General features: G+C 72.2%; 15 protein-coding genes. 6 read left to right on the forward strand and 9 right to left on the reverse strand.

What is annotated here, in order from left to right:
• The first annotated feature begins 53 nt into the window (after window positions 1-53).
• Window positions 54-701 (forward strand): TetR/AcrR family transcriptional regulator, encoded by a 648-nt coding sequence (locus ABTW72_RS08995; RefSeq protein WP_350856170.1) that lies wholly within the window; start codon window positions 54-56, stop codon window positions 699-701.
• Between the two features lie 240 nt (window positions 702-941).
• On the opposite strand, the gene ABTW72_RS09000 is transcribed toward ABTW72_RS08995, so the two are convergent.
• The 4 genes from ABTW72_RS09000 to ABTW72_RS09015 all read right to left on the reverse strand — a co-directional run bounded on the left by ABTW72_RS09000 (window position 942) and on the right by ABTW72_RS09015 (window position 5333).
• Window positions 942-1565: a DUF6346 domain-containing protein gene (locus tag ABTW72_RS09000; protein WP_350856173.1), complete on the reverse strand. Its 624-nt coding sequence runs from the start codon at window positions 1563-1565 to the stop codon at window positions 942-944.
• Window positions 1556-1993 (reverse strand): hypothetical protein, encoded by a 438-nt coding sequence (locus tag ABTW72_RS09005; protein WP_350856176.1) that lies wholly within the window; start codon window positions 1991-1993, stop codon window positions 1556-1558. The genes ABTW72_RS09000 and ABTW72_RS09005 overlap by 10 nt, the downstream gene beginning before the upstream one ends.
• Before the next feature lie 128 nt (window positions 1994-2121).
• Window positions 2122-4005, reverse strand: coding sequence for a family 10 glycosylhydrolase (locus tag ABTW72_RS09010; RefSeq protein ID WP_350856179.1), 1884 nt, complete (start codon window positions 4003-4005; stop codon window positions 2122-2124).
• Window positions 4006-4292: 287 nt separating this feature from the next.
• Window positions 4293-5333, reverse strand: coding sequence for an App1 family protein phosphatidate phosphatase (locus ABTW72_RS09015; RefSeq protein WP_350856182.1), 1041 nt, complete (start codon window positions 5331-5333; stop codon window positions 4293-4295).
• 173 nt (window positions 5334-5506) lie between these two features.
• Here ABTW72_RS09015 and ABTW72_RS09020 point away from each other — a divergent pair, with 173 nt between their 5' ends.
• From ABTW72_RS09020 to ABTW72_RS09035, 4 genes are all read left to right on the forward strand, one after another.
• Window positions 5507-7162 carry an ArnT family glycosyltransferase gene (locus tag ABTW72_RS09020; protein WP_350856185.1) on the forward strand — a complete coding sequence of 552 codons (1656 nt, stop codon included), beginning with the start codon at window positions 5507-5509 and terminating at the stop codon, window positions 7160-7162.
• Between the two features lie 65 nt (window positions 7163-7227).
• Window positions 7228-8025 carry a peroxide stress protein YaaA gene (gene yaaA / locus ABTW72_RS09025; RefSeq protein ID WP_350856188.1) on the forward strand — a complete coding sequence of 266 codons (798 nt, stop codon included), beginning with the start codon at window positions 7228-7230 and terminating at the stop codon, window positions 8023-8025.
• Between the two features lie 106 nt (window positions 8026-8131).
• Complete coding sequence (locus ABTW72_RS09030) at window positions 8132-8872, forward strand: hypothetical protein (protein ID WP_350856190.1); 741 nt, start codon at window positions 8132-8134, stop codon at window positions 8870-8872.
• Window positions 8873-8993: 121 nt separating this feature from the next.
• The gene (locus tag ABTW72_RS09035) at window positions 8994-9893 is read left to right on the forward strand and encodes a TAXI family TRAP transporter solute-binding subunit (RefSeq protein ID WP_502892180.1); all 900 of its coding nucleotides are present in this window, start codon (window positions 8994-8996) and stop codon (window positions 9891-9893) included.
• A 10-nt stretch (window positions 9894-9903) separates the two neighbouring features.
• On the opposite strand, the gene ABTW72_RS09040 is transcribed toward ABTW72_RS09035, so the two are convergent.
• The 3 genes from ABTW72_RS09040 to ABTW72_RS09050 form a co-directional block, all read right to left on the reverse strand.
• The gene (locus ABTW72_RS09040; RefSeq protein ID WP_350856196.1) at window positions 9904-11334 is read right to left on the reverse strand and encodes a sensor histidine kinase; all 1431 of its coding nucleotides are present in this window, start codon (window positions 11332-11334) and stop codon (window positions 9904-9906) included.
• 9 nt (window positions 11335-11343) lie between these two features.
• Window positions 11344-12000, reverse strand: a complete 657-nt coding sequence (locus ABTW72_RS09045; RefSeq protein ID WP_091401433.1) for a response regulator transcription factor — start codon at window positions 11998-12000, stop codon at window positions 11344-11346.
• 264 nt (window positions 12001-12264) lie between these two features.
• Window positions 12265-12576 carry a hypothetical protein gene (locus tag ABTW72_RS09050; protein ID WP_112678573.1) on the reverse strand — a complete coding sequence of 104 codons (312 nt, stop codon included), beginning with the start codon at window positions 12574-12576 and terminating at the stop codon, window positions 12265-12267.
• 113 nt (window positions 12577-12689) lie between these two features.
• Between ABTW72_RS09050 and ABTW72_RS09055 the strand changes: the two genes are divergently transcribed.
• Window positions 12690-13028 (forward strand): DUF952 domain-containing protein, encoded by a 339-nt coding sequence (locus ABTW72_RS09055; protein ID WP_350856200.1) that lies wholly within the window; start codon window positions 12690-12692, stop codon window positions 13026-13028.
• Window positions 13029-13130: 102 nt separating this feature from the next.
• On the opposite strand, the gene ABTW72_RS09060 is transcribed toward ABTW72_RS09055, so the two are convergent.
• Both ABTW72_RS09060 and ABTW72_RS09065 read right to left on the reverse strand, forming a co-directional pair.
• Complete coding sequence (locus ABTW72_RS09060) at window positions 13131-14888, reverse strand: CDP-glycerol glycerophosphotransferase family protein (protein ID WP_350856203.1); 1758 nt, start codon at window positions 14886-14888, stop codon at window positions 13131-13133.
• Between the two features lie 356 nt (window positions 14889-15244).
• A complete protein-coding gene (locus tag ABTW72_RS09065; RefSeq protein WP_350856206.1) occupies window positions 15245-17359 on the reverse strand; it encodes a DUF6077 domain-containing protein in 2115 nt (704 codons plus the stop codon).
• Window positions 17360-17389 lie beyond the last annotated feature (30 nt).

Below are 17389 nucleotides of genomic sequence, written 5' to 3' on the forward strand. Positions count from 1 at the left end.
ATACAACCGTCAGGTCAGAGAGTGGGGTGCGAAGGGGCCGGTACGGTAAGCGGGTGCACCCGAACGACCCCACGTCAGCGCAGGTCCGCGCCGCCAAGCCACTCACGATCACCGAGCAGGCGCGACGGGCGCAACTCGTTGGCGTGACCATCGATCTGGTTGCTCGGCACGGCTATCCGGGCACCTCACTCGCCCGGATCGCGGAGGCGGCCGGCATCTCCAAGGCCGCCGTCCTCTACCACTTCCCGTCCAAGGACGCGGTCGTGCGGACCGCCTACGCCTCGGTCCTGGAGTCCCTCACCGATTACGTCGGCGCCGAGGTCGGGTCGCGATCCGGCGCGTCTGCGGTGGAGGCCTACGTCCGGTCCCTGGTCGCGTACCTGCGGGACCACCCGGACCACACCCGGATGATCGTCGAGGCGTTGAGCGAGGACACCGGCATCGGTGACACGCCGAACGCGCGCAGTCGGCGGGAGGCCGTCGCCGGTTTGATCGACGCGGCGCGGGCGGCCGGCGACTACCGGCCCAGCATCGACCCGCAGGCCACCGCCGTCATCGTGAACGGGGCCATCGACGCGATCGTGTCGGAATGCCTGGCCGACCCCGACTTCGACAGCCGCCACGCAGCCGAGGAACTGGTCACCATGCTTCGCCGGTCCCTCGGCACCGCACCGCAGGACAGAGGGTTGACCGAGATGTGAGCTGCCTGAATCGCGCCGGTCACGAGCACCAGGAGCAAGGCACCACCGAAGACCGCAACAAGCGAAACGACCACGACCACCGAAGCCAGGTGGCGGATGACGTGGTTGGCGCGCAGTACCTGAGTCAACGCGGTAAGGGCACCAGCCAGGAACGCCAGCCGCCAGGACAACACGTGCAGACGGTAGGACGCGCGACGCCAGAGTCGCAGCTCGCGGTCCCGGATCGCAGGGTCCATGGGCTCACGTCCCTCGTCGAGACGCGCAACGACGGCCCTCACCACGGCGGTTGACCCAGGCGTAGTACCTCGGGACGCCCACCACCGTCCGCAGTAGATAGAAGCCCACGCACATGAGCAGCAGGAGGACCACGCCGCGGCGCACGATGCCCAGGGCCGCCAGAGCCAGAGCCCAGATCCGCGACGCCGGGCGGCCGTACCGGCAGTCGGTGTTGCCCTTGCCGTGGCAGACCTCCCGGAATTCGACCGGCCTACTGCGGTCGCCGGGGGTGACGGTCGAGTGCCGCACCACGGTCCGCACCTCACGACCGTCGCTGGTCCGGACTGTCACCGCGCAGTGCCACCAGTAGCCGAACCCGTCACCACTCACCGGACCGACCCTGCGGCAGTCGTTGACCGTCGCCTCCGCCGGCCGCTCGGAGGGGGTCGACCTCACCATTCCCGTGCCCGGGTAGAAGCTCGCGACCGTGTCGAGCGCCAGTGTCCAGCCGACGGTGCCCGCCGCGAGGGCAACCACGACCGCGAACTGCGTCAGACGCCCCCAGAACGGCCCGCGCCGCTCGTACACGGCGATCTGCTCGCCCTGCACACGAGCGGTCTGGTCCACGTCCCCGTCGTTCAGCGCCACGCGCCGCCGTCACCGACGTCGGCCGCACCCGAATCAGCCCCGGTGATCCGAATGGCCTGCCTGATCTGCCGAACTGTCTCGTCCCGATAGGGGACGGCGTCGCGCACCTGCCAGACGAAGCCCGGGCCCGTGGGGAGGATGGCGCAAAAGGAGACGGTGTCGCCGTACCGGGAACTGATCGTCAACCGCGCGCCGGACGCGGGTTCGGCGGCCGTCACGTCCGGAAGGCTCATGGACCTGGCGCGAACCCAGGTCTCTAACGGGTTGTGGATTTTCCAGATCCGAGCTGGCGCGAAGAGCAGGCGTCTGGTGGTGAGGACGAGGAGGGCCCCGTAGGCGCTGAACACCGTTCCACCAATGGGAAAGTATCCCCGTTGGGTGAACAGGATCCGTTCGTCAGACGCCAACTGTGGCTGCGCGTATCGCACCATCCACCCCCGGTCCCGCCCGCCTGCTCGGGCGGGTCGGATGGGACCGTAGCGCAGCACGGCAACTCTCGGCCCGGCCGCTGCCGTTCCCCCGAAGCGTCGAGACGCTCCGGGGGAACAGACGCGGCTCAGAGCCGGGTGATCCGGACGGCGTCGGCTACGACGTACCCCTGGGCGCTGGTCCAGCGGCTGACCCCGACGACCTGGCGCGTCCCAGCGGCGAAGTCGTAGGTGCCCAGCACCCGCCACTGCCCGCCGCCGCTGCGCTGGTCGACGGAGGCCGTCACGGTCCCGTTCGCGGTGGCCACCAGGTGCGGCGTGGCGCTGTTGTAGCCGGGGTCGGCCGGGTACCAGACCTCGACCCGGTACGAGCCGGCGGCGGGCAGCGTCGCGCTGAACCAGGCCGGGTCACTGACCGCCTGCGGCTCGGCGAACCGGTAGTTCGTGCCGTACCGCGCGGTGAGGTACGACGAGGTGCCCCAGGTGGCGGCGGCGGTGAAGCCACCAGTTGTGGTGTTGTCCACGATCACGCTGAACGTGCCGCCGGTGCCGGTGACCACCCGCGCGTTGCTGGCCGGGCTCTCGTGGTGCAGCCGGTCCAGGGCGGTCACCAGGTACCGGTAGGTCGAGCCGGCCGCGGCGGTGGCGTCGGTGAACGTCCCGGTGCTGCCTGAGGCACGCACCGTGCCGAGCAGGTTGCGGGCGTCGGCCAGGTCGCAGGGGTCGACCGAGCCGTCGCCGGGCAGTCGGTACACGGCGTATGAGGCGGTGCTGCCGGCGGCGCCACGCTGCCAGTTCACTGTCACGCCGCCGCTGCCGCGTACCGCCGAGGTGAGGTTCGGCGCGGCGGGCGCGGCACCGCCCACCCCGGCCGGTGCCAGGGCGGGCCGGCGGTAGTGGTCGGTCGTGACCCGGGAGACGGCACCGATGCGGTCGGCGCGTACGTCCTTGGCGCTGAAGTGGATGTCGCCGAGGATCCGGGGGTAGGCGCGGTTGAGGGTCAGGTGGTCGGTGAGTTCGGCAGGGTCCTGCCAGGCGGCATCCTGCCCGGATGCCCCGGCGCGGTAGGTGGCCTGCCCGACGAGCAGCTGCACGGTGGTGCCGGTGACGGTCTCCGACCACCAGCGGACCAACTCCGCGTAGTCGGCCGCAGGGTGGCCGATCTGCCAGTAGATCTGCGGGGCGATGTAGTCGATCCAACCCTGCTTCACCCAACGTCGGGTGTCGGCGTAGATCGCGTCGTACGACTGGAGGCCGGTGGTGCGCGAGCCGAGCGGGTCGGTGCCGGCGTTGCGCCAGATGCCGAACGGGCTCACGCCGAGCTTCACCCACGGCTTCGCCGCCCGGATCTTGGCACTCATCTCCTGCACCAGCAGGTTGACGTTGTTGCGCCGCCAGTCGGTGATGGTGCTGAAGCCGGCACCGTACTGGGCGTAGGTGGTCTGGTCGGGGAAGCCCCCACCGCTGCCCGGGTACGGGTAGAAGTAGTCGTCCCAGTGGACCGCGTCGATGTCGTAGCGGTTGACGGCGTCCATCATGGCGGTCTGCACGAAGGCGCGGACGGCGGGGATGCCGGGGTTGTAGTAGAGCTGGCCGTTGTAGGCGACGGCCCAGCCCGGGTTCTTGCGGGCCGGGTGGCTGGCGGCCAGCTTGGTGAGGTCGGTGTGGGTCGCGACCCGGTACGGGTTGAACCAGGCGTGGAACTCCAGGTTGCGGGCGTGCGCCTCGGCCACCATGAAGGCCATCGGGTCGTAGCCGGGATTGCCTCCCTGGGTTCCGGTGAGCCACTGCGACCACGGCTCGTACGTCGACGGCCAGAACGCATCGGCGGCCGGGCGGATCTGCACGACAACGGCGTTCATCCGACGCTGCTTGGCCAGGTCGAGCCAACCCCGGTACTCCGCCTGTTGGGCGGCGGCGGTGAGCCCGGTGCGGCTCGGCCAGTCGATGTTGGCCACGCTGGCGATCCACATGCCCCGCAACTGCCGTTTCGGGGTGGCCGGATCTGTCACGCAGGCTGCCTGGGCGGCCACCGGCGCGGTGTCCGGCGGCGTGGCTGGGGAGGGAGGTGCGGCTGTGGGGAGGGCCGCGCCGAGCGTCAGCGCCGCTACCAGCGCCAGCCCCGGAAGGGATTGATGAAAGTCTCTGCGCACGAAAATATGTTCAGTGCTGCCGGACTGCCACGCAAGTATCCTTCACAGCTTTCACTCTACGAAGTCAGCCACTGACCGTTCGGGACGGGACTCCCGCGGGCCGGTCTTGGCGCCGAGGCGCCGAGAGCGCCGCCGGCGTCAGAGGATCAGACCAGGCCGGCGTCGCGCAGTAGCTGCCACAGGCCGGCGCCGTCCGGGGCGGACAGCCACTTCTGCCCCACCGGTCCCGCCGACGACGAGCCGGCCGGGGCCGGCAGACTGCCGGCCAGCACCGACTGGGTCGGGGAGAGCCGGCGGATCGCCACCCCGGCGACGTTCTCCGGGTGGGCGGCGGCGAACTCCCGGTAGATCTCCTGGTCGTGCTGCCCGTCGTCGCCGACCAACAGCCACTTCACGTCGGGAAACTCCTTGGCCATCCGGGCCAGGGTGACCCGCTTGTGCTCCCGCCCGCTGCGGAACCACCGGTCGGCGGTCGGCCCCCAGTCGGTCAACAGCAGCGGCCCGGCCGGGTAGAGGTGCCGGGACAGAAACCGGGTCAGCGTCGGTGCCACGTTCCAGGCGCCGGTGGAGAGGTAGAAGACCGGGGCGCCGGGGTGCGCGGTGACCAGCCGCTCGTAGAGCACCGCCATTCCGGGAACGGCATTGCGGGCGTGCTCGTCGAGCACGAACGTGTTCCATGCGGCGAGCAGCGGCCGGGGCAGCGCGGTCACCATCACCGTGTCGTCGATGTCGGAGATGATGCCGAACTTGACCTTCGGGTCGAGGATGCGCACCGGGGCGTCGACCGGCTCGGCGTCCGGGACGCTGAGCCGGACCGTGCCCCAACCGGGCGGCAGGTCGGCCTCGACCAGGGTGTCGACGAAGCCACTGCGGTCGGCCCGCGTCTCGTGCCGCACCCCGCCGGCCTCGATGGTCACCGTGACGTGCTTGGCGGGCAGCGTGGTGAAGCTGCGCCAGCCGCGGACCTTGTCCAACCGACCCCGCTGGCGGGTGTCCGGACGGCCCAGCAGCACCCGGCACATCACCCGCACCCAGCCCGGCGCGCCGTAGCCGGTGTACGCGACGATGTTGACCCGCCAGCCGGTGCGCCGCAGCCGACGCTCGACGAGCTGGTGCACGGCGTCCTCGATCCGCGCAGCCCGGTGCAGGTTCGGAACGGCCAGTTGGCCGGCGGGAGTGGGTGGCACGCGCCAACCCTGCCACACGTCGACAGCCACGGCCACGCGAGCCGACCCCGGCCGCGCCGCTGCGGTCCGGCCATCGTGGGGGCGATCCAGCCCACCCCGGCTGCGCCGATCCACCTCGGCGACCCGGCCGAACATGAAACACTCCGGTCGGGACGACGACGGGGGCGCTGGTCGTGTCGCATCCAGAGCAGCACCGTGGGCGATGGCGCCCGCGACTCGATCGGCCGGCGCTCGTCGCGCTGCTGTTCGGGCTCGCCGGGGTCGTCTACCGGCTGGTCCTGACGCTGTTCACGGTGCCGGTGTCGAACAGCGACGAGGCGACCTTCGGCCTCGCCGCGCTGCACATCGGGCAGGGCCGGGAACGCCCGGTCTTCCTCTACGGTCAGCACTACATGGGGATGTTGGAGTCGTACCTGGCCGCTCCCCTGGTGGCAGTGGCCGGGCCGAGCTGGCCGGTGCTGCGCCTGCCGATGCTCGCGCTGTACGCGATCTTCCTCTACCTGATCCACCGGTTGACCCGCCGTCTCGGCACCCCGTGGTTCGCCGCCTTCGTGGTGGGTCTGCTCGCGCTCGGGCCGGAGCGGGTGGTGCGCGACCAGCTCACCGTCGTCGGTGGGCGGCCGGAGGTGAAGCCGGCGGTGCTGCTGATGCTGCTGATCACTGTGGGGTTGGCGGCCGGCACGGTCCACCGCCGACGGCTCGCGATCGGCCTGTTCGGGCTGCTCGTCGGACTGGCCGTCTGGTCGGACTGGCTGATCCTGCCGTACCTCGCGGTGGCCGGGTTGGCCCTGGTCTGGGCGGTACGGCGGGAGCTGCTCGGCTGGTCCGGTCTGCTGCTGGTGGCGGGGGTGGTCGTCGGCGTGGCCCCGATGATCGTGGACAACCTGCGGGCCGGGCCCGGTGAGGACTCGCTGTCGGTGTTCCGGGAGGTCAGCACCAAGGCGGGGCCGCAGCCGCCGTGGTCCGACCGGGTCCGGGGCGGCCTGCTGGAGGGGGTGCCGCTGGCGCACGGGCTCTGTCCGGTGGACGGCTGCGGACGCTGGCAACAGTGGTTCGGCGTGCTGTACCCGGTGCTGCTGCTGGCCGGCGCGGCACTCGCGGTGCTCGCGTACCGTCGCGCCGCCGGAGCACCCCGTGGGGAGCGGGTCGGACGCGCCGCCGGAGGGCTGCGTGGGGAGCGGGTCGGGCCGGTCGTGCAGCTCGCGCTGATCGCCGGCGCGGCGTTGACACTGCTGTCGTACGTGCGCAGTCCGCTCGCCGCCACCAGCCCGCTGGACAACGCCCGCTACCTGTCGGTGCTGCAACTGTCGCTGCCGGCGGTGCTGTGGCCGCTCTGGGTGGCGGCGCTGACCGCCTGGCGGGGCACCAGCAGCGTGCTGGGGCGGCTCACCGGCGCGCTGTCCGCCGCCGTGCTGGCCGCACTGACCGTGACCACCCTGGTGATCACCGTGCTGTTCGCGGCCACCGGCACCGCGGCGTCGCGGACCGAGGAGCGTCAGGCCCGGGAGTTGGCCGCCGCGCTGCGCGCCGACGGACCCCACGAGGTGTACGGGGACTACTGGACCTGCAACCGGTTGATCTTCAACACGGATGAGTCGGTGGTCTGCGGGGTGCTCGACGGAAACCTGTCGCCGGGGCAGAACCGCTACCGGCCGTACTGGCGGCAGGTGGGGCGGGCCGAGCGGCCGGGCTACGTGGTGGAAGTCGACTCGCCGATGGACCGGCGGTTGCGCCGGTTGCTCGCCGACCGGGCCGACGCCGCGCCGGTGCGGGAGGTCGGCGGCTATCGCGTGTACCACCCCGACACCCCGGTGCGGCCCTGGCGGTAGGGGCTGGTCGTACGCTGGCCGGGCCGGCGCGTGGGGCGCCGCCGTTTCGCCCGTCGAGGAGACCCATGCTCATCCTGTTGCCGCCCTCGGAGGGGAAGGCCGACGCCGGCACCGGACGGCGCTGGGCCCCGGACCGGCTGTCGCTGCCCGAGCTGAACCCGGCCCGCGAGCGGGTGCTGGACGCCCTGGTGGGGCTGAGCGCCGGGCCGGACGAGGAGGCCGCGCGGGCGGCGCTCGGCCTCAGCGAGGGCCAGCGGGGCGAGCTGCGGCGCAACGCCCGACTGCGGGAGGCGGCCACCGCGCCGGCCGAGCGGCTCTACACCGGGGTGCTCTACGAGGCGTTGGACCTGGCCTCGTTGCCGGCCACGGCGCAACGGGCGGCCCGCCGGTCGATCCTGATCAGCTCGGGGTTGTGGGGCGCGGTCCGACTGGCCGACCGGATCCCGCCGTACCGCTGCCCGATCGGCGCCCGCCTGCCCGACGTCGGGGCGCTGTCGACGTACTGGCGCAGGGAGCTGACGCCGGCGCTGGACGGCGCCGCCGGGCGCGGCCCGGTGCTGGACCTGCGCTCCGGCGCGTACGCCGCCACCTGGACGCCGCGCGGTGAGTTGGCCGAGCGCACGGTCACCGTGCGGGTTCTGCACGAGCGGGAGGTCGACGGCGTGCCGGTCCGCTCGGTGGTCAGCCACTTCAACAAGGCGACCAAGGGACGTCTGGTCCGGGACCTGCTCGTCGCCGGCGCCCGGCCGCGCACCGCTGCGGAGCTGGTGGGCACCCTGCGGGAGTTGAAGCACACAGTGCTGGAGCACGACACCGCCGCGGGCCGGGTGCGCCAGGTGGATCTGGTGGTCACCGACCTGTAGCGGCACCCCAGCCGCAAGATTTGCTCAAGGCTGGGCCGGACCGGTTCCGTAACGGCGTGCCAGGGGCCACGGTAAGGCAACCCAGACTCCGACAAGGGAGCCTCCGTTGACCCACGAACCCGCCCTGCTCGACCGGCCCCACACCCCGACCACCCCATCCCCGCTGGGCTGGCTGACACTGGGCGACGCGTTCGAGGCTGCCTGCCTGCTGCGTTGCACACCGCCACCGACCGCCGCCCGGCCCAGCGCGGTCCGGGCCGAGTACACCGCCGGGGTGGAGTTCAACCGGGAGGACGCCGCGCAGCGGATGCGGCAACTGCTCAACCGGCTGGACATCCCGGTCACCCACGAGGTGGCCGTCGGCGGCCTGCGCCGCCGCTATGAGCTGCACCGGCTGTGGGTGCCCCGGGAGCACCAGGGCGCGTACACCCGGATGTTGGACGCGGGCTGGTGGCAGGGGCGACGCGAGCTGCTCGGCGGGCCGCTGCCCGGCGCCTCCCCGGCCCGCCGACGGTTGGTGACCCGCCTGGCGGAGGCAGCCTGGCGCTCGGCGTTGCTGGCCGCCGGGCGGCACGTGCGCCGGCACATCCTCGGTGTCCGGCTCACCGACCGGGAGCTGGCCGCGGTGCTGATCCGGGGCGCGGCCGTGCTCGACGTGCCGGCCCGGCTCCGCCCCGGCACCGGTTGCTTCCTGGTCAGCGTGGCCGACGGCCCGGACCGGCAGCGGATCCTGCGCAGTGCGGCGTTGGAGCCGGCGCGCGGCCCGATGGCGGAACCCGGACCGGCGACGGCGCGCGGGGTGACCCGGGGCGCGGGCGTGACGCCGACGGGTCGCGCGGCCTGCTGATCGGGTTCCGACCGTCCGGCACGTCGCCAACCCGGGCTTGCGCGCACCCGCCCGACGGCGCACAGTGCACCGCGTGAGTCGTACCTCGTCCCGCCGCGCCGGCCTGGCCACCCTGTCGACGGTGCTGCTGATCGCGAACCTGGCCGTCGCCAGCTGCCGGGACGCCCCGACCGAGCCGACGTCGATCCGGATCGCCACCGGTAGCCCCACCGCGGTCTACTACGCGTTCGGGCAGTCCCTGGCGGCCATCCTCAACCGGGAACTCCCCGACGTACGGGCCAGCGTGGTGATCACCGCCGCCTCGGCGGAGAACGTGCAGCTCGTCGGCTCCGGCGGGGCCGAGCTGGGCTTCACCCAGGCCGACGTGCTGCCCACCAGCACGGCGGGAAGCCCTGCGGTCGACGCCATCGCCCGGGTGTACGACGACCAACTGCACCTGGTCACCACGAGCGGCGGCCCGGTCCGCACGGTCGCCGACCTGCGCGGCCGGCGAGTCTCCGTCGGCGCGGCCGGCTCGGGCACCGAGATCACCGCGACCCGGCTGCTGGAGGTGGCCCGCCTCGGTGGTGACGAGGTGCGCCGGGAAAGGCTCGGACTGGACGACTCGGTGGCGGCGCTGCGCTCCGGGCGGATCGACGCGTTCTTCTTCTCCGGCGGATTGCCGGTCCGGGGCATCGAGGAGTTGGCCGACGCCAGCGCCATCCGGATCGTGGACCTCAGCGAGTGGACCGAGCCGCTGCGCTCACGCTACGGCCAGGTCTACGTCTCCCGGGACATCCCCCGCTCGGTGTACGGGGTGGACGCGGTGACCACGGTGGCCGACCCGAACTACCTGATCGTCCGGGCCGACCTGCCGGAGCCGTTGGTCCGTGAGGTGACCCGGCTGCTGATGGACCGCCGGGCCGAGCTGGCCGCCGCCCATCCGGCGGCGGGACGGATGAGCCCTCGCTCGGCGATCGTCACCGCGCCGCTGTCGCTGCACCCCGGCGCCGCGTCCTGGTACCGCGCCACCAAGCCGTGACGGCCGCGCCTCACCGCATCGGGGAGGGTCGCAGGTCGGCGGCCGGTTCCTCGTCCGCCGGCTCCACCGCAAGGGTCGGCGTCGGGAACCACAGGGCGGCGACCAGCCCCCGCGACTCCCCCGGGCGCATGGTGAGCCGCCCGTCCGAGGCGTCCACCAGCACGGCGGCGATGGTCAGACCGAGCCCCGCGCCGTCCACGTTCTGCGCGTCCGGGGCCCGCCAGAACCGCTCGGTCGCCTGGCCGAGCTGACTCTCGGTCATGCCGGGGCCGGAGTCGCGAACCTCCAGCGCCACCCCGCCGTCGCGGCGGGCCACCGTCACCGTCACCGCCCCGCCCGCCCCGCTGAACTTCACCGCGTTGTCGATGAGCGCGTCCAGCGCCTGGTCGACGGCGGTCGGCACGGTCTGGGCGTACGCCGGGGCGTCGGTGGTGGCCAGCCGCAACGCGACCGACCGGTGCCGGGCCAGCGGCGCCCACGCGGCCACCCGGGAGGCGGCCACCGCGGCGGCGTCCACGGTGACGCGCTCGTTCTCCTCCCGTTCGGCCCGGGCGAGGGTGAGCAGCGCGTCGAGCACCAACGCGAGCCGGTCGGTCTCCTCCAGGGCCAGGCGGTGCTCGGACCGACCGTCCGGGTCGGTGAGGCTGGGCCCCAACTCCTCCACCCGCAGCCGCAGCGCGGTGAGCGGGTTACGCAGTTGGTGGCTGGCGTGCGCGACGAAGGCACGCTGCCGGTCCATCACGTCGGAGACCACGTCGGCCATGTGGTTGAAGCTGGCCGCGAGGCGGCGCAGCTCCGGCGGCCCCAGCCGGTGCTGCACCCGGGCGCCCCGGTCGCCCTCGGCGATCTCGTGGGTGACCGCGTCCAGTTCGGTGACCGGGCGCAGCACCCAACCGGCCAGCCCGAACGCGGTGAGCACGCAGGCCAGCACGGCGAGCAGACCGGCCAGGGCGAGCAACAGCCACCACGCGACGACGGCTCGGCGGATCGGGCCGGCCGGAGTCACGATCACCACCGCTCCGAGCACCTCACCTCCGTCGTTGATCGGTACCGCCACCACCACGGGGTCGGTCGTCCAGGGCCAGACCGACTCGGGGGCGCTGGTCTGCTGCCCGGACAGCGCGACGTCCAGCACCGTCGCGGTCCCCGGGCTGGCCTGCCACCTCGGCGACGAGACCGGGATGTTCCGGTCCCGGTCGACGATCGCGGCGCTGATCGCGTAGAGGTCGTCGTAGCTGGTCAGCTCCGACTCGATCGGGCCGGGCCCGCCGTCGCGCAACGCCGGACCGGCCAGCGAGGCGAACCGGGTGGCGTCGGCGAGCCGGTCGGCGCGGACCCGTTCGGTCTCGCGGCTGGCCATGGTGGCGGCCAGTGGGGTCTCCAACGCGATGAGGACGAGGACCATCAGCAGCAGATAGCTGATCACCAGGCGACGGCGCACGTCAGCTCCTCACGCGTCGCGCAGCCGGTAGCCGACGCCGCGTACGGTCTCCACCAGGCGGGCGTCGCCGAGCTTGCCGCGCAGCGACCCGACGTGCACCTCGACGGTGTGCCGGTCGGCCCAGGTGGTGCCCCAGGCGTCGAGCAGGATCCGATCGCGGGGCACCGCCACCCCGGGCTGGCGGGCCAGCGAGAGCAGCACGTCGAACTCCTTGCGGGTCAACGTGACGGCACGGCCGTCGACGGTCACCGTCCGCGCGGCCACGTCGATGCGGACCGGCCCGGCCTCGATGAGGTGCCGCTCGGGCGCGGCGTTCGCGGCGCGGCGCAGCACCGCCTCGATCCGGGCCTGCAACTCCACCATCGAGAACGGCTTGACCACGTAGTCGTCAGCGCCCAGCCGCAGACCCAGCACCCGGTCACGTTCCTCACCCCGGGCGGTCACCGCGATGATGCCGAGCTGACTGCTGCGCCGACGCAGTTCCCGGCACAGGTCCGTGCCGTCCCCGTCGGGCAGGGTCAAATCGAGCAGCACCAGGTCACAGGGTGCGGCGGAGAGCGCGGCGGCGACGGTGGCGGCGTGCTCGACCTCGTACCCCCGGCGGGTGAGGGCGGACGACAGCGCAGCGGCCACCCGGCGGTCGTCCTCCACCAGCAGGATCCGCACCCGTGCCCCCGTCCCTCGCAGCGCTGTTCTGCGAATGGTGGCAGAAGTGCGCGCGGACCGGGAGGCCGCCCACCCGCGCTGGGCGGGCTACCGGCCGCTTCGGGCGTGTGTCGAAGTCCTCGGTCGAGCCGGGGCGGAGTCCAGGCGGCGGTCCGGCAAGGCGGAGGTTGGCCCGGATACCGGTGTTGTATCGGGGCCAACCTCCAACGCGGCCGGCCGTCGTCTGGGCCCGCCGCAGGCCGGCCAGGGGCTTCGACACACGCCCTAAAGGCCGAAGGTGTCGTCGGCGATGGCGTCCCGGACGCCGTCGGTGAACCCGCGGAAGCCCGGATCCTCGTGGCTGGCCGGCACGCTGGTGACGCTGACCCCGCTTGCCTGGGTGACCGCGTCGACCAGGGCCGGATAGTCGATTTCGGCATCCTGGAAGGCGTCGTCGTCCGCCTCGGCCAGGTTGATCACGTGCTGCACGTCGTCGGACGACGTGTCCGGGTCGTCGGCCCAGTCGCCGCCGGCCTGGTAGCACTCGTCGTACAGCGCGCGCTGGCTGTCGGTCCAGTCGTCGTCGTAGCTCTGCATCGCCCATCCCTCCGCAGCCCTTGACCTGAGCATGCCCGGCGGGAGGCGACGGGCGCGGCGGTACCGGCGAAAACTGGGCGGGAGCGCCGACCACGGCCCCGTACGCTGCTGTGGTGATCTACAAACTGCTGTCGAGCGCCGAATGGGACGACGCCCTCGCCACCGGTGCCTTCACCGGCTCCGCGGTGGACCGGCAGGACGGGTTCATCCATCTCTCCGGTGCCGACCAGGTGGTGGAGACGGCGCGGCGGTACTTCACCGGTGCGACCGGGTTGACACTGCTCAGCGTCGAGGAGGAGCGACTGGGCGACGCGCTGCGGTGGGAGCCGTCGCGCGGCGGGCAGCTCTTCCCGCACGTGTACGGCCCGCTGCCGGTCGCGGCGGTGGTGGCGGCGCGGGCGTTGCCGGCGGACCTTCCGGCTGCCGACGCGGTGGCCGCCCTGCTGGACTGACCCGGTGACCGCCCTGCTGGCTGACCCGGTGGCCGTCCTGGCTGGCACGGACGCGCCCGACCCGACGGTGTCGGGCCGGGCGCGATGCCGTAGTGACGGGGCTCAGTGGCAGAGCCGGTCGATCTCCTGCTGGAACCGGTCCATCGGGTTCGCCTCGGCGGGGCCGAGCAGGTAGGTCTTCAGCTCCCGGCGGGCCTCGGTCATCGGGTCGTCACCGGCCCGGGTGACCGACACGATCTTCTCCAGCTCGCCGCAGTCCTTGGAGAGCAGGTACGCGGCCCGCGCCGTCGGGTACTCGCGGCGGAAGTCGTCCTCGGACAGGCCGGCCGGGTTGGCCACCACGTACGGCCGCTGGCTCTGCACGAAGTCGGACACCACACTGGAGACGTCACTGATCAGCAGGTCGGTCTGGTTGAAGCAGTCGAACAACGCCGGTGTGCGGCCGGTGACCACCAGGTGCGCGGTGCCGTCCAGTGAGGACGCGTCCGGGTTGCCGCCGGCCGCGCGGATCGCCGTGACGATCCGGTCGTGCACGACCTTCGCCGCCCTGGACCGCGACCCGGTGAGCGGGTGCGGCTTGTAGATCAGGCGGACCCGGGGATTCGTGGCGAGCAGCCCCTTGACGATCCGCTCACCCATCAGCACCAGCGAGGTGTGGTACGGGTCGTCGTCGAGCCAACCCTCCCAGGTGGGCGCGTAGAGCACCGTGAACGGCCGGTCCACCGACTCGGCGCCGAAGGTGTGCACCCCGGCGAGCTGCGGCCGACCGATCTCGACGATGTCCGAGTCGAGCACCCCCACGCCGGCACGCGCGTAACGCTCCCGGCCGGCCAGGCCGGCGACCCAGACCTCGTCGTACACCTTGCTGTAGGGGTTGACGCTGGCCTGCTTGTCGCTGTCGCCGTGCCCGACGAAGACGTGCTTCGTACCCGGCTCGCGGAGCATGTGGATGTTCGCGCCGACGTTTGCGGAGTAGAGCGCCGCGCGGATGCCGCCGAGGTCGAGGTTCATGAAGTCGACCCCGGCCGGTACGCAGATCACCGGCAGCCGGGTGTCGGCCAGCTCCAGGAACGCCTCCCGGCTGCGCATGAGCACCACCGCGCGCTGCTGGAGCGCCTCGGTCGGGGCGAGCCACATGTTCGCCTGGTAGACGTCCTTCGCCGGGCCGGCGAAGTAGAGCGCCACCTCCGGCCGGTAGCTGTCCAGCCAACGCTGGACCGCCGGTAGCAGCGGACCCTGCCCCGCGCCCCGACCCCGCAGCCAGGTCAGCGCGATGATGGCGCCCACCAGACCGGTCGCCACGACCGCCACCGCGCCGGCCACGAAGAACGGCGTCGGATCGTGCTGCACCGCGGCGGCCACCCCGGCCGGCACCAGCAGCAGGTTGAGCAGGGGCATCCGGTCACCGGCCACCGCCGCCGCCCAGACGGGCGGCTGGGGGGCGCTGGACAGTGGACCCAGCTCGATGTTGCGCACCATGGCGGAGAGCGGGTTACGACGCTCGATCATGGTGGAGAGCGCACCGGCGAAGACCGACACGACCCACACCGCCGCCGGCAGAACGAGCAGCAGGCTCAGTTCGCCGCCGTTGAGCCGCACTTCGGCGACGACCAGCAGCACGGCGGCCAGGTCGCGGGTCAGCTGTCGGTACGACCAGTGCAGGCCCACCTTCTCCAACAGCAACTGCGACGAAGGTGACCAGCGGGCGACGGCGAACTCGCCGAGGATGGCGGCCAGCCCGGCGACGGCGAACAGGCCGATCCAACCGAATACGCCACCGACGAGCATGACCAGGTAGGCCAGTACCAGTAGCGCACTCTGGGCGGCCACCCCGAGGCGTCCTGTCAACGTGCCGAACAACGAATTTCGCTCCCTACTAGATCGGTTACGGGCAGGGCCTGAATTCGTCACGGCATTACCCGACGAGGGCAGACTGAGGCGTCGCGCCCCGTTCGCCGCCCATCACCTTGAGTGACTGCTGCGGAACTGGAAAGCTGTCGACAGCTGGCAGCCTCAACCCATGTCTGAACTCCCGCATTACAGCCCGCACGGCGGCGATCGAATCCCCTACGTGCCGCTCGCGCACCTATGACCTTAACGCGAGGGGACATCGGGATGCCGCTCAGGTATCAATGCCCTTTCCGGTTGGAAACTCGGTAGCCATCCGTCCAGCGCGCTCCGTCACGCGTCGTGGACGAGGGTGGATTTTCCGGGCCTCATCCGCGACGGAAGCAGGTCATCGCTCCCGGCCGCCCACGGGTGGCGAACTGCTGGAAACCCAACTGCGGAGCCAGGTCCCGGGCCACCTGGTTGCCCGTGTAGACACAGATGGTGGTGACATCGAGCCGCTCGATCGCCCCGGCCAGCTCAGGTAGCGGCGCGAGTTCGGGCTTGCCGTTGGCGAGCGCTACCAGCTTCAGCCGGTCCTGGGCGAACGGCGAGTCGATGCCGTAGTCAGGCAGGTAGCGGTCGTTGGGGCTGACCACCCGCATCCTGCTGGTCACCATCGGGGCGGTGTGCATGAGGGTGGACGGAGCCAGCACCACGCCGTCGGGCCGGTCGAGCCGGGTCATCCAGAAGACGATCGACTTACGCTGCTGGGGCAGCTTCCAGACCGGCTGTTCGTGCACCGTCACATAGCTCTTCGACGACCACATGGGCGTGCCGAAGAGGGCGAAGCAGGCGACCAGTACCGCCGCGATCGCGGCGCTCCCGAGCACCCGCAGGCGCGGCAGGTCGACGGTGCAGAGGATGCCGATCACCGCCGGAAGGGCGAACATCCACGGCATCCGCCAGAGCACGACGCCGATACCGGTCAGGCTGTTGAGCGCATCGAGGACGCCGGGGAAGAGCAGCACACTCATCGCCAGTGTGCTGCCCGCGACGAGCAGTTGGGGCGTCCGCCGACGAGCGATCAGGGGACCGAGCCACAGGGCCAGGCCACCGATCACGCCGAGCACACCGAACAGGACGGTCCGCCGGTAGGTGGCCTCGGCGTCGTAGAAGGCCGCAGCGGCGTTTTCGGTGATGGGGCCGGCGTTGAGCCGCGACCAGATCGTCGCGCCGATCGGGTAGACCAGCGCGGCAGCCCCGGCCAGGATCGCGTCCCGCCACCGGCCGACCACCATCATCGCGAACACCGCGCCGCCGACCAGCAGCGGCAGGACGATGGCGGAGGTGGTGGAGAGGCCGGTGGCCACGATGGAGAGCGCTGCGATGAGTAGCAGCCCGCGGCGGGACCGCGAGTCGAACCACTCGGTCAGGTAGACCCACATCAGCGGCACGACGGCCGCCACGAACATGGTCTTGCCCTGGTGCAGTCTGGTCAGGTGGAAGGTGCCGAGGGCGGCGTCATCACCGGCGACCAGGTAGAGGTAGGTCACCGCGACGGTGAAGGCGAGCGCGGCACGGCGCGGCGCCCAGCGCTGCACCAGCCGCCACAGGGCCAGCACCGCCACGACGGACATGACCGGCGTCACGATGTACCACGTGGCGGAGGCGGCGTGCAGGCCGAAGACGTGGGCAAAGGCGCCGTAGAAGACCTCGATCGAGGGCACCGGCGGCTGGGAGTTCATCGCAGGTGCGACACCGTCGGTGAACAGGAAGTCCCGCAGTGGCACCTCGTCGCGTTCCGCCACCCAGACCGACTTACCGAGGAAGAAGGCGTCGTCGACGGAGTTGCGGGCGAAGAAGAGTCCGGAGATCGCGGCCAGGACGGCAACGATCAGGGCGTACGCCGACGAGAGCGGGGTCGCGGCGGCGGCTGGGGCGACGTCGGCCGGGGTGGCGAGCCAGCGACGCCGGACGAGGAACATGGCCCCCGCCGCGGCGAGAGCGCCGAAGCCACCCGGGATCCACCACGGGATTCCCTCCCCGACGCCGCCCTCGACGGTGGTCAGCCCCGCCGTGACTGCGGCGACCGTGCCCGCACCGAGCACCAGGGCGAGCAGCGGGCGCGGATACGCCGCGGCGCCGCCCTCGACGGCCTCCTGATGAACACGACCAGCGGCGGAGGACGCACGCCCCCTGCGGCGCCACAGCCAACCCCCGAGGCCTGCCAGGCAGCCGCCGATCCAGATCAGGAACGTCGCCGACGGCGCCAGGCCGAACAGGAAGGCCAGGTGGTAGAGAACGGTCCAGAGCGCGAACGCCACCACCGCGCCATCGGTGATCAGCACCGGGGCGGCCGCGACCAGCGCGCGGACCCGGGCCGCCGGGGCCCGGCCGGTGTCGTCGGAGGGCTGGGGAGCCTGGTCGGACCTCGGTGCTGGGTCCGAACCGGTGGGCGCGACGGCGATGCTGTCGACGTTGGCCACGGGTGTCCTTCTCATCTGGGGAGCAGGCGGGCTTCGGCACGGTGA

The sequence above is a fragment of the Micromonospora sp. NPDC127501 genome, assembly GCF_040302185.1.
Classification (GTDB): domain Bacteria; phylum Actinomycetota; class Actinomycetes; order Mycobacteriales; family Micromonosporaceae; genus Micromonospora.